Origin of the sequence: Microcoleus sp. PH2017_09_SFU_O_A (assembly GCF_020738625.1) — a bacterium.
In the GTDB taxonomy this organism is placed as follows: domain Bacteria; phylum Cyanobacteriota; class Cyanobacteriia; order Cyanobacteriales; family Microcoleaceae; genus Microcoleus.
Genome location: NZ_JAEQCF010000117.1, coordinates 1 through 13121, shown reverse-complemented (window position 1 = coordinate 13121; position 13121 = coordinate 1). Strand labels below are relative to the sequence as shown.

Annotated in this window: 11 protein-coding genes; 9 read left to right on the top strand and 2 right to left on the bottom strand. The window is 46.8% G+C overall.

The annotated features are described in order from the left end of the window. Positions 1-228 precede the first annotated feature (228 nt). Positions 229-993 carry a sulfotransferase domain-containing protein gene (locus JGK16_RS29930; RefSeq protein ID WP_293193560.1) on the bottom strand — a complete coding sequence of 255 codons (765 nt, stop codon included), beginning with the start codon at positions 991-993 and terminating at the stop codon, positions 229-231. A 233-nt stretch (positions 994-1226) separates the two neighbouring features. Between JGK16_RS29930 and JGK16_RS29925 the strand changes: the two genes are divergently transcribed. The 4 genes from JGK16_RS29925 to JGK16_RS29910 are packed head-to-tail and all read left to right on the top strand — an operon-like array spanning position 1227 to position 2441. Then, positions 1227-1379 carry a hypothetical protein gene (locus tag JGK16_RS29925; protein ID WP_293203566.1) on the top strand — a complete coding sequence of 51 codons (153 nt, stop codon included), beginning with the start codon at positions 1227-1229 and terminating at the stop codon, positions 1377-1379. A 34-nt stretch (positions 1380-1413) separates the two neighbouring features. Next, positions 1414-1620 carry a hypothetical protein gene (locus tag JGK16_RS29920; RefSeq protein ID WP_293193556.1) on the top strand — a complete coding sequence of 69 codons (207 nt, stop codon included), beginning with the start codon at positions 1414-1416 and terminating at the stop codon, positions 1618-1620. Beyond that, complete coding sequence (locus tag JGK16_RS29915; protein ID WP_293193554.1) at positions 1617-2015, top strand: hypothetical protein; 399 nt, start codon at positions 1617-1619, stop codon at positions 2013-2015. The genes JGK16_RS29920 and JGK16_RS29915 overlap by 4 nt, the downstream gene beginning before the upstream one ends. An 18-nt stretch (positions 2016-2033) precedes the next feature. Next, on the top strand, positions 2034-2441 hold the full coding sequence (locus JGK16_RS29910; protein ID WP_293193552.1) for a hypothetical protein: 408 nt from the start codon (positions 2034-2036) through the stop codon (positions 2439-2441). 130 nt (positions 2442-2571) lie between these two features. Here JGK16_RS29910 and JGK16_RS29905 read toward each other — a convergent pair whose 3' ends face one another. Then, positions 2572-3405 carry a hypothetical protein gene (locus tag JGK16_RS29905; RefSeq protein WP_293203565.1) on the bottom strand — a complete coding sequence of 278 codons (834 nt, stop codon included), beginning with the start codon at positions 3403-3405 and terminating at the stop codon, positions 2572-2574. 593 nt (positions 3406-3998) lie between these two features. On the opposite strand from JGK16_RS29905, the gene hpsA reads away from it, so the two are divergent. The 5 genes from hpsA to JGK16_RS29880 all read left to right on the top strand — a co-directional run bounded on the left by hpsA (position 3999) and on the right by JGK16_RS29880 (position 12940). Then, positions 3999-9257: a hormogonium polysaccharide biosynthesis protein HpsA gene (gene hpsA / locus JGK16_RS29900; RefSeq protein WP_293193550.1), complete on the top strand. Its 5259-nt coding sequence runs from the start codon at positions 3999-4001 to the stop codon at positions 9255-9257. Positions 9258-9298: 41 nt separating this feature from the next. Next, positions 9299-9931 carry a hormogonium polysaccharide secretion pseudopilin HpsB gene (hpsB, locus tag JGK16_RS29895; protein WP_293193549.1) on the top strand — a complete coding sequence of 211 codons (633 nt, stop codon included), beginning with the start codon at positions 9299-9301 and terminating at the stop codon, positions 9929-9931. A 61-nt stretch (positions 9932-9992) separates the two neighbouring features. Continuing rightward, the gene (gene hpsC, locus JGK16_RS29890; RefSeq protein ID WP_293193548.1) at positions 9993-11096 is read left to right on the top strand and encodes a hormogonium polysaccharide secretion pseudopilin HpsC; all 1104 of its coding nucleotides are present in this window, start codon (positions 9993-9995) and stop codon (positions 11094-11096) included. Positions 11097-11153: 57 nt separating this feature from the next. Continuing rightward, complete coding sequence (locus tag JGK16_RS29885) at positions 11154-11759, top strand: prepilin-type N-terminal cleavage/methylation domain-containing protein (protein WP_293193547.1); 606 nt, start codon at positions 11154-11156, stop codon at positions 11757-11759. Positions 11760-11854: 95 nt separating this feature from the next. Continuing rightward, positions 11855-12940 (top strand): SGNH/GDSL hydrolase family protein, encoded by a 1086-nt coding sequence (locus tag JGK16_RS29880; protein WP_293193546.1) that lies wholly within the window; start codon positions 11855-11857, stop codon positions 12938-12940. Positions 12941-13121 lie beyond the last annotated feature (181 nt).

Genomic DNA, 13121 nt, shown 5'->3' with positions numbered 1-13121 from the left:
ACAATTGAGCTAATCTCTGATTGGGCGATCGATCGTATTCCCTCAATTACTCGTATTTTGATACATCTCTCAAAGAGCGCTGAAGCGCAACTACGTACCTTTTAGTCCCAACCGAAGTCTCGATCGCACAATTGAGTTAATCTCTGATTGGGCGATCGATCGTATTCCCTCAATTACTCGTATTTTGATACATCTCTCAAAGAGCGCTCAAGCGCAACTACGTACCTTTTAGTCCCAACCGAAGTCTCGATCGCACAATTGAGTTAATCTCTGATTGGGCGATCGATAATATGCCCTCAATTGCTCGTATACTGTCTCGCTGACCGGCGGATATTGGTTGGAATTGTACTTTTCGTAGGTTTCTAATTCGTGCGGCGGCGAGCCTAGAAACTCTAACACGCTGTTGTATGTGCCGCAAGGATTAACATACAAATCTTCGCTTTTGAGGATTAAAAGTTGTGATTTGGGAAATAGCTGCATCCAGGCTGGAAGTTGGTCGGCGTAAATGCCGCGACTTAGATATGTGTGGTGGCGGTGGTTGTAACTTTCGTAGGTTGGACTCGCTAGGATTTTTTCGATTTCGCCTTTGAGTCTTTCGGGTTCGTGGGCGATCGCACTTTCGAGAGATAGCGATTCGTAGCCAATTTTTATGTAGTAATGATAGTGGGAAATTGCGCGTTCTACTGGGTTTCTCAGCAGGGCGATGATTTTAACTTTCGGACATAAATCGTGGATGCGCTGCGCGACTCGGGGATGAAAAATATAGTAGGGGCTGGCTTCTCCGGTTAGCAGGTGTTCGCCGCTTTGTGCTTGGGGAAATTGGGAATAATACCAGTCGGGGGTTTTGTCGAAGTTGAGGTCGAAATAATGGATTTCTTTTTGGGCGGCGGGGGCGATTTGGGGATGTTGGATTAGGTAGTTGTACAGGGATGTTGTGCCGCCTTTTTGGACGCCGATGATGATGAAATCGGGGGGTTTGGAGGGTTGTTTCATGGATTGGTGATGATATCTGTGGATCAATATAACGGTTTTTAGTAGGGAAACGGCACTGCCGTGTCCTGTATTTGAATCGCATAACTCGGCGGGGTTGTGGTTTTTTAGCCGATCGTACTACTGTTACATCTAGCGCGATTGCGCGCAATACGTAGCAACTCGTTCTCGATCGCCAGATGCGAGAATGCAGATATGCGCGCATGAGAGATATGGCTAAAAAAATTCCACCTGACATGGCTGAGCTGAGCGTTTACGTTGACAAAAAGCTAAAGTTGCAATTCAAACTAGCTTGTACGGCCCAAGAAAAACCAATGAGTGAAGTCGTTGGTTTACTGATGAAGCAGTGGCTAGAGATACAAGCAACCTCGCCAGAGTCTGAACCCTAGCGCATCAAGACGGCCACCAAAACTGAGGAAACAAATGTTGAGAGACCCAAATAACCCTGAGAAATCTTGGGAGGATTTAGAAGCCGAACTAGCGGAAAACCCGGACAGACCTTTTTATGCCCGGAGTGACGCAGAAGCTTTTAAACGCTGCGAAAAACAAAATCGCGAAGCAACGAGACACTCGGACGTAACCGGGAGAGCCTATTACACTTGTGATGAGAAAAGAGGGAAAAACTCATGACCGAATATAGATTAACACCCGCAAAGTACCGCCACGTTCAGGTAGTGGTTTGTCTCAACCGCGTTCGATTAGACGGCTACGCTAACCCTGATGAGGCTTTGGCAAAGCTGAGCGAACTTGGTTACAGTCCACAATTGCGCTATCAATGGAATCCAGAACGAGATGAATTTGATTTGTATGCCCTGATTCATGATTTGCCGCTAGATGAGTCGCTGATGACTGACGAAAAGTGTCAGGAGTTCTTTAAACATTTTAGGCACAGTCAGATATATTCGATCGGCTGCGGACACGCTGACCCCGATTGGTTATTTGCTTGGGGCTTTAATGACCCGCGCCGTCACGCTACGCCGGAGGAAATCGAGCCTCTGCAAGCAAATGCTACCGCCGCTGCTTGATATTTGAGGAAACAAATAATGATGACTAACTTAAATTACCGACTGCTACCTCCAAAAGATGAGTATGTCCAAGTGTCTATCTATCTGAATCGAGTGCACTTGGATGGATATACGCCCGATCGCGCGATCGCACAATTGATCGAAATGGGTTACGATCCTAGTTTGCAATACCAGTGGAATCCAAAACGCAACGAGTTTGATTTGTTTGCTGTGATTCACGATCGCCCGATCGCAGATTCGCTGATGGATAAACAGGCTTGCGATACTCTCTGGGCTGCATTTAACGAATCTTCGCTTTACGTGATTGGTTGCGAGGCGGCCCAAAATCCTAATTGGCTGGCTGCGGGCAGTTTTAATGACGCGCGCCGTCACGCTGCGCCGGAGGAAATCGAGCCTCTGCAAGCCAATGCTACGGCTGCTGCTTGATATTTCAGGGCGGGGGATTCCGTAGGGGATAGGTTGGAGGAGGATACGGCAGTGCCGTTTCCCTACGGATATGGCGTAAAATTTAGTCCCAGTCGAAATCTCGATCGCACAATTTATGTTTGGGAAATGTCTATTGAGCAGTTTTCAACAGTTGAGTTCTCAAAAAATTACCATACTCCTTGGCGCTCGAAGTAACTAAGTGAATCCCATCATTAGTTTTCCAGTCTCTTGACGGCGGTTCTGGTAGCCACTCATAAATATTTTCGGGAAAAAGCTCTCGAAATAATTGTCGTAGTTGCTTTTCCATGATTGTATCCTTGACTCGTTGTTCGTTAGGTACGTCCATGAGAACAACTCGCACTCCTGCATTTTTTAATTTAGTGATTTTAGTTTTGATGTACTCAGACTCTTCAGTAATTGCGTTCTTTACTCCTGTATGTATAGGATATTTCTTCGCTTGTATTTGCTGTTGAATTAGCTTTTGTCTTAATTCTGAATCTATCTGTTTTTGCGTGCTATTTGCTTCTTCTAAAAACCTAAATAAAATTTTATTTTCCTTTGTAACCGCCTTGATAAATGATTGAATTATAATACTAGCTGGCTGATATTCTTGTCTAAACATTGGAAATTGTAAACGAAGAAAATAAAATACTGGTTGGTAGAGGTTTCCTATGAATTCCTGGTTGGCTTTATATTTTTCCCCTTTTAGAATTGTTTCGCTGAGTTCTACTAATAATAATTTGGGTTTAAACTTTTCTCTTTCAATTATTTGTAAACCAGTTGTGCTAGACATTCCTAGGAGAGCTAGACTTACGGCTTGAGGGCTGATGTACTCAGGATCTATCCGTGCAGTTATTGAACTTCCTACCAGAACCATTTCTAGATCGAACTTTTGATTGTAAATGTAGCGTTGAGCTTTGATAGTATTGCTCTGCGGCCCATTAATCCCATTGCTGGGTAACACAACTCCACCTAATACTAAGGTATGATACAGGCTTAACAAAAAAATACAAATCAAGCAAGAAATTAAAATTGGGCGGAGTCTATTAGCCATTGAAATAAAATTTTTTTACGACTATCTATATTATTTTAACAAGACTGATGCCGGAACATCGCACTTACACGAACAAAGCCCGCCGCTGCTTAGCTTCACTCTTGTTGACCCTCAAAAGAATCTAAGGGTGGGATCAGAATACACGAAGAGGTAAATTAACCTGCTTTTCTATGAGTGGGCGTTTGGGGCGATGCGATCGCGATCGCTGTTTTTTGGCGATCGGACTCACTCGGCCTCTGGGCACTGACAATATCATTGAACTAGACTAGAGTGGAGTTCCCCAGCCCAAATCCTTGCAGGGCAAATCTTTCGGGGAAAATATATCGGCAGCAAACCTCTTTGCGGGTTTGTCAATTTTATTTATCAGTCGAATTACACATTTGGTGAATTTTTGCAAGGGCTGATATGGATGTTGTGGAAATTGGGAACTATAAAAATGGGATCGTACTGTCCAGCAGTAACTACCTGCAATACCATCTCTGAAATTATTCAGGAAGGCGTCAATGTTTAAGAGCAAATTATCCAAAGTTATCGTATCGCTGCTGCGGCGGATTGCTGGTGTTACCAGATCCGGGGCGAAGCGGCTGATGAGAGCAATGCTGCAAGCCCTTATGGCTATGGGCCGCAGGGCAAAGTTGCCGGTGGCGGGGTTTGTGCTGCCGACGGTGACGATGGTGTTGCTGGTAGTGATTTTGTTGACTGTGGCGATCGTCCTGCGATCGTTCGATCGGGCGAATATGGCTCGCAACGTGCGCGTCAACCAGCAAGTGCTGGCGGCCGCAACTCCCGCGCTCGATCGGGCAAAAGCGAAAATTCAGTTCATGCTGTACGAAGATCCCCAAAGGCCGACATCTACTCCCTCGGATGCAGAATTGTACAGGGTGATGTCAGCAAACACTACAGCTACAGGTACAAGTAGTGGCGATTTGTATAAGTTTGCTGACGAGGAGCGTTTGATACTTAAGTATCCCTTAAAGAACACTACCTTGAACACCTCTGCCACAGCAGATCCGAAAAAAGCACCGCTTGAAAAGATCGGAACTGGAATCGTAGAAAGTGAAGCCATAAATACAGCTTGGAGATATCCCGTCGATACAAATAACGACGGTTTCTTTGACACTTTCACCCTCTATGGAATATTTTTTCGCAATCCTCCTCTTGATTCAACATCTCTAGCAGTCGCAAGGGCGAGAAAGCCCTTGGATGCCAGAACGCCACCGATGGCTTTGGGTTCCTTAGACCCGGCTTGTCTGTCGGAGGGCGCAGGCGATAATGTCGCTACCTTGGTGGGAGACTCAGGCTGGTACAAGCTAGACGGTAAACTGAGAAAAAGTTTCTTTGTTTATACGGTTAATGTACCGATCAAAGATACAGAAGTTGCTGCTTTGGGTGCCAATAAATATAAAGCGTTCACAGGAACTTCTAGCATATCGGCACTAGAATATCAGCAAGACCAAAGCCGTATTCCCCTCAGCAACAACGCGGTAGTTTATGAAGATGACTTAGAGATATCCCCGGGTGCTGACCTGAATTTAAACGGACGGATTTTGACAAATAGCAATTTATTAGTAACGCGTACTAATGACACCGCGAATTTCAACTTATTTCAAGTTAGCAGCAGAGGATCTTGTTTCTACGACCAAGAAAATAGCAAAATTCAGGTTGCAGGTAACGTAGTCAATGGTTGGTCAGGCGATCTGACTAATAGACCGGTAAATGTACATCTTTTCCAGGAAAAAACAGGCACCGTCGAACCAAACGCAGCACCAGCAATTATTAACCCCACAAATCAATCTGTTACCAACAACAGCCTTCAGGTAATTTACAACGGCAACGCTTACTCTCGACGGTTAAATGCGCTAGTAGAGGGTCAAAGATCAAAGCCTCAAACCGATGATCCACAATCTGTTCAGCTATTGGTGAATCCCCCAGCAGGTAGTACCCAACAGCCCATGAGCCGCTCTAATGCACTGGAATCTTACTTCAAAGACAGGCTGCGGAAAGTGCCTTTTGCAGAAGCAGCACTGGGAACTAACGGAGGAGTAGCAGACGAAACAGTAACACCTTACACTGCTTACATTCAAGAAAGTAAGGACAGGCTCAGACCCATAGATAATTGGAGTCTTCCTACAACTGGGGATGCGAAAGTAGGGAGTGCCAGCGGATCTGGGCGGACAGATATCACCCTCGATCTCACTAAACTACCGTCAAGAAACCCGGAAAAAATAAAATCTACTGACAGCGAACTAAATTTGGGCGAGAGGGTAGCGGTAGGCAACAACTTACCAGCCCTGCGGTGGGACGGCACATCCAAATTCCTCGGCGCGGCAGACCCACAAAAGGTTGGTGGGCCCTGGACAGGTGGAGAGGCCGATCGTACCCGTAAGTCACAAGTCACGAAGCTCGCTGACGTTGGAGGAACAGACCGCGGCAATGGTTTCGGAGAACTCCCCGGTACTGGCACTCCTCCATTTAGAGACGGTTTCTGGGAAGCAGTAGCAGCTCAAAAGCCGAGAAATCCCCTTGATGGGACGGGCGGTCTGCGAGTGATTACCAGTGGTGGAGTGTACGATCGGACAAACTCCTTCCTGCCCCCGCCTCGATGGAACGATGGGGCTACCGATGGGACCGCAACCAGTGAAATAGGCCCTTCACCTTTCTCTGTTGCCCCTGGTGTCCCCGATAATAATACTTACGACGACCCTGCAACTACTGCAATTGTTGAAAAGTACCCCGTAGTTTGGCCCGACACTATGCCGATGTCGCCGCTCGGAGCTGGTTCTCAGGTATATGATAATGCTGCCCCTGCCCCACCTAATACTTGGATAGCATGGCCTGGTTCAGCTCCAGCAGCCCCCTCTGTGCTTGGAATTACTGAATTACTTCCCCCCACCGCTCCGAAGTTTGCCAAAGGCGATTTGCGGATGCGAGCAACGGCTGTTTATCACTACGCATCCAACGGCTACGACCCAGACACCATTAAGGGTACCCAACAACCAGACCAAAAACCGTATGCCTGTGTTAGCAGTTACTACGACCCCAGCAATGCTTCTACAGCCAGAAACATTACCAGTGGCACTATAGGCAATGATCTCAGCACTGATGTCAGCGGGCAGGGTGAGTCCGCGCCAGACTTAGCAAGACGCCCCCGCACACTGGGAAGTCGGCAGGCATTCATCGGCTCCAACAATGGCATCACCTACCCAGCCACTACAAGAACCAGACCCCCCGGGAAGTCTACTCCCGTTAATGGCGTGCTGACTGGTGGAGAAGCGGTTTTGGATATGCAAGCCAGCTTAGTCTTCCCCGACGGTCGGTTTGCCAACGGGCCATTGAGAACAGCCCTGCTGGTACCTGAAGCTGGTCGCACACTAGCACAAAAAGCTGCGATCGACTCAACGTTCTGTGCTCTCGACATTCTCGCCGGGGCTACTCCCGATCCGACACTGATTCCCCACGGAGCAATTCAAGAAGTAGCGTTTTTGAATGGCAGAGAAATTAAGGCTGTCGAACGTGACAACCCTCTTACCACAGTTAACGAAGCCTTTACGCTCAGCAGTCCTCTGCCTCCAAGCCCTCAAGCAGCAACATTAAGAGTCAATTACAACCAGCCGCTAGAAGAACGGGAACCCCTAGAAATTCGTGCGACTCAGCTAAATATCAGAGCCCTGCGCCAAACACCAAAACCAGTTGCTGGAGAGTGGTTGCTGCCCAACAGCGGGATTATCTACGCAAGTCGGGACGACGCTCTGCCCGATCGCAGCGCTCGATCGGGTACTCCAGTCACTGGGCTTGACGAAGCCACGAGCAAAAGAGTCAGTCCCTCAGACTCCACCCTCGACCCCAGTCGCAAGCCAAATGGCATTCTATTGATTAACGGTAACTACCTGTTTCGCGGTGGTACTACTCCCAATGACCCTCCGGCAAGGGTAACTACCGTAGCAGAGGTAGTGAAGGAAAAAGGTCTGACCTTAGTATCGAATTTGCCCGTCTACATCCAAGGCGACTTTAACACCCACGGCCGAATCCCCGCCCCAACTCCCGGTGTCCCGTCGCCAGGTGTTATCCAAGTTGAAGAATTTACAAATATTGTGAATGGAACTTGGGGAAACTTTTACCAGCGCACTAAAGCTCAACTAGATCCCAACTTTGCTTGTCGCGCTGGCGACCCCAGACTCCCTAATTGTGGTGGCGACTACTGGAGACCGGCAAATGTTCTGTCAGATGCTGTTACCCTCCTATCAGCAAGATATCGTTTTGGCTTCCGCAACGAAGGAGACTTTGACCTGCGAAATAATGCGGGGGCTGAGGCCGTACTGCGCCGCAGACAAAGAGGATTTTTCAACAACAACTTTGTCACTAACGGACTTTCGAGCGGAGCGTTTTCAGATAACGGTATTTTAGTAGGTGAGGCAGGTGCTAGCGCTACACGGCTTACAGATGCTACCTACATCGCTACTCCTGCTACCCCCAGTCCAATCCTTACAAGTTCTTACTTCAACAACTTTGTGACTCCCGTTCAACGGCGAGGGGCATTCCCAGAGTATGTGATGGAAGTTTGTAGAAAACTGCCCGTTTCTGAGTGTGCGGATGATGACTGGTTTGTCGATCTAGACCTAACAACTGGAGCGGGGCGGACGGCACTGGCTGCGGGTACGACTTATGCCGCACCTGCTACTACTGGTCTTTCTTTTAAAGCTGGTTCAACATTCGATCCCCCGCTTCCGGAATTACAAAGATTCCCTCGTCGCGTCGCTTTTGCAAGAGATGCGGCTGGAGGGTTATTAACCCCCAACACTCCACAACCTTTGGGGATTACTGGAGGCACTACTATTGCGCCTGTTCTTCCAGGAACTAATCCTCCCGCTCCCACTGCAGGTCGAGATAATTCTCTGTGGTTTGCGGCCGGGCTATCTGGGGCGGCGCCAGTTTTTAACAGTAATGACCGCGCCTATGTGGTCAATACCTCCACTGGCGTTGACAGAGATGGCAGCAATACCCGGATACCAGTCTTAATAGCAGGACCAACACCAGAACCCCCAGTCGAAACTTTACTACAGGGAACGCAGCCGCTATTAATGCCGTTATTACAGATCCTAGATGTGACGGGCACAGCTACCCGTTTTCCCGGTCCCGAAATTTCGAGACAAACCGGATGGATATCACAAGCTAAAACTACAACTTTCAATCTGATCATGGCAACTGGCGATACTCCCTCTGTAAACATCGATGGCGCAGTCGGCGACCAAAACGGCGGCTTACAAAACTTGCCCAGATTCTTGGAAAGCTGGTTTGGGGGATTTACTACTAATATCAAGGGTTCTTTTATTCAGCTAAACCGCAGCGCCTTTAGCACAGCACCCTATCAGCCGATCCTCGGAGCAACTCCACCAGGTTCAACCACAGATGACAACATAAAAAGCGTGTTCGGTCTGTCCACTGCTCCTTCCCTATCCCCCATACCCTCACGAAGTTCAACCGTATATAGAACTCAGGGTGCAGGAAATTTTGCTTACTTCGCCCCGCCCAATCGGAACTGGGGTTATGACGTGGGCTTGTTACCTCAACCACCGGATTTATTCACTCAAAAGTTCACTACTCCTCCCTCAAAGACTGAACCGGCCGAGTTTTTCCGGGAAGTGCCTCGAAATGACGAGTGGGTAAAAACTTTGATGTGCGGGATTCGCGACGATGGCAGTGTTAATGGTGGTTCGACGCCGGCTACTTCCAGTCGCCCAACTGACTGCCCACAAAAGCTCTAACTCCCCTAACTTTCCACCGCGCAATTACTGAAGTCCTAATTATGAAACGACAACCACAGCAAAATTTATCCCAGTCACGAGATGGCGGCTACACGATTATCGAGTCATTGGTAGCGATGATTGTCGTTTCGGTGCTGATGATCGCGATCGCCCCGGTGATGGCCTTCTCAGTAGCAACTCGCGTACAAGCGCGGCGGGTGGAACTGGCCACACAGGCGGCGAGAGCTTACATCGACGCTCTCAGGACTGGGGCGATAAGACCAACAGGTTCAACCCCAGCGAGCCTGCCAGGATTTCCTAAACCAGATACTGCTGTTCCTCCTGCCGTTCCTGCCGCTCCTACAAACCGTAATGATTTATACTGCGGAAAACCAGATTGTAGTGGCACTGGTAGTAGCCAAGAGTTTCTTGTTCAGGGTCTTCGTTCTCCTGGTACCAATCCGACAGACACAGGCTACTCTTTAACTGTTCGCGTTTACAGAGCCGATGGTGCGCTACCTTTTGTGACAGGACAGCAATCTGTTGCCAATTCCGGGCTGGGCAACCCTAAAGCGCCTTTGGTGGAAATGAAAACAGAAATTCCTGCTTCTACAGTACCAGGTTCCTATGGATCGCTCTGCTCGCGCATCATAGATCCTAAAACCGGTGCGATTAGCACCACTGCGTGTAAATAACTAATCAAAATCCTTGTTAATAAAAAATGTTCCCTACCACTCGGCAAAGGAAGAAGTAAAAATGAAAACTTTACTCAGGTTGCTTCTGAAAAGTCAGCACCAGCGAAACCGCTCTGCGCCAAATCAAACAGAAAAGGGCATGACTCTGATCGAGCTGCTGATCGGAACAGTTATGGCATTTCTCATCATTACGCCGATGCTCGGTTTTGTAGTCGATATGCTGAATACCGACAGGAGAGAACAAGTCAAATCAAATACCGAGCAAGACATTCAGGCGGCAGTTGATTTCATCGCCCAAGATTTGAGTCAAGCTATTTATATTTACGATAATAATCCCGCTACCGACGCTACCGCTACAGGCATCCCTGCAATACGGGGTTTCCTCCCGAACCCACAAAATCAAACTCCTATTCTGGTATTCTGGAAGCGCCAGCAACTCAGAAATTCTCTGCCTGTTAATCAAGCCCTGACTCCTCTACCAAACGATTGTAACCCAAACGCACAACCAGGTACAGCAGGAGAATGCAACGATAGCTATGTTCTATCATTAGTTGCGTACTACCAAGTTAGTGGCGGCGATGCCATTTGGTGTCAGCCTTCAGGAGATCCTAATACGTGTCCAACCCGTATCGTTCGGTATCAAATTCAGGACGGACTGAAAAATCCTCCTCAATCTACAAATCCAACTCCAGCAGAGCGCTACTTTACTGATGCTCAGCTAGGAACTCGTAGTGACGGGCTAAAGCGCAGTAATGCCTTTAACATAGGTACTACCGCTCTGCCAGGTTTTGACATCAATAATCCAACTGTAGGGGTGACGACTTCACAAAATTGGGGTACTACGGGTGACGTATTAGTTAATTACCTCGATCACACCAACCCAGGGCCAGCAGCCACTCAATGTACCACCGCTCTCGGGAATCCCACTACCCAAGTTGGAACCCAAACGCAACCAATCGCAGAAAACCAACTAAAAATACACAATCCCAACAATACTAGCTTCTATGCTTGTGTAGATACATCAAGAAACTTAGCCCAAGTCACGATCAGAGGAAATAGCCAGCGCCGTCTCCAGCCCACTGGTGCAGATTATAATGCCAGCAAATCCGCATTTTTCCCAACAGCAACTGTGCAAGTACAAGGTTTGGGGGCGCGAGGAAAATAACCGATGCATGAAACACATTTCCGAATCGCTGACTAGCAGATAAAACAGGAGAGTAAAATGAAAACCGCAATATTATTAAAATTTTTGCAGAGTTGTGACGCCAAAGCAACTCCCAATTTCCCAAAAACTAGATCCAGAAAGGGCGATAACGGATACACGCTTTTAGAATTGCTAGTCGTGGTGATTATGTTAGGTATATTAGCTTCGATCGCTGCTCCCGGCTGGCTGGGATTCATCAACAGACAAAGAGTTCGCACTGTGAACGATCGCGTTTTCCAATCATTACGACTTGCACAAAGCGAAGCAAAGCGAACTAAGAGCCCAGTCACAATTACATTCGATACATCTGTCGCGCCAAAAGTTACGTTTATCCCCGCACTACCCACTGGTGGTAGCGAGCAAAAATTAGATGGTGGAGGCGAAATCAAACCCGGCACTATTACACTTTTAACGAATGCAATTACTTCTGGCGATCCTGATATTCCTCTAAACTCGATCATTTTTGACTATCAGGGGAATGTTAAAAAATTTCCCCCAATTGGACGATTTGTGGTATCAGTTTCTGCTTCACCTAACGGTGCTAAGCAATGTGCGATCGTGGAAACTCTCATCGGAGGAATGAGAACTGCTGAAGGAAACGATCCAGTAAATGGGTGTCCGTGATAAATTGCAATAAATTTCATCTTAATCTCTACCAATACTCCGGACAGTTTTCAAATAAGGACGCGATCGCAGCACAGCACAACTAGAAAAAATAGATGATAATCGGTAATTATATTATTGATCTTCCTTTAGCAGTCTTAATAATTTCTTTATTGCTAATTATTATTGTCACAAAGAAACGTCTTAAAAATGACGAGTTCTATACGTTAGTGATTAGCGTACTACTATCTTTTCTATTAGCAGAAGGAGTTTGTAGACTCTTAAATATAGGCGATTCTAGGGTAGTTATCTGGCAGGAGGAACGCACCCCAGGAGAAATATATGCTTATAAACCCAATGGAAAGCTACTATATACTTACCCTGACAACCCGCGAGGATATTTTAACGAAAAGAATGAAGTGTCAGGAACCATAAATGCCAAAGGATTTCGGGGGGCAGATCTACCGTTTGAGAAAGCTAATGGTATAACCAGGATCGCATTCCTCGGTGATTCATTTACCCTTGGGATGGGTGTAAAAGACAACGATACCTTACCAATAAGTTTTGAACGCGCAATACAATCCAAATATCCCAATACCCAGGTTCTAAATTTTGGTATTTCAGGAACATCCACCAAAGAACAAATCAAGTTGCTTGAGGAATACGTAATAAAATTCAAACCAGACGTAGTAGTAATCGTAGTATTTTTAAATGATGCAGACAGAACAGGAACAATTAACTTTATTTCTAGACCAAAGGTGCTGGCTGAAGTTAGAAAAAACTCATTTTTTATCAACGCTTTGATCGGAAGTATTGAAAAACCCATGCTCTATAAAGAGATGGTTCGTCACTATCTAGATGGTTATTTAGAAGGTAGCCCCGGTTGGGAATCTGTAAAAACTGGACTCAGAAAAGGAAAAACGATATCTGAACAACAGAATTTCCAGCTTGTAGTTGCAGTATACCCTGTACTCTTTAAACTAGATGATAGCTATCCATTCAGACATATTCACAAAACAATAGAAGACTATTGTGCGTCTTTAAAAATTCCGTTTGTCGATTTATTTGATGGATTCGTTGGCCAACAGGATTCCAAGCTTTGGGTACACAAAACCGACCAACATCCCAATGAAGTAGCAAATAGAATTGCAGCCGGAGAATTATCAAAATTCTTTGATAGTAACCACTTGATGAAAAAGTAGCCAACCAAGTGCACCCGAACACAAAGTTGGCAAAGTATAGAAATATGTAAAGGCCGATCGCAGTTTCCAATTTCCCAGCTTCCCTGACGGTGTTACGCTGCACAACCCTGGACAAACAGGGCATACGCGATAGCAATACTCTCACTATTGATAGAGAGAGCAAAGGAGCCGTCCCTCAAAG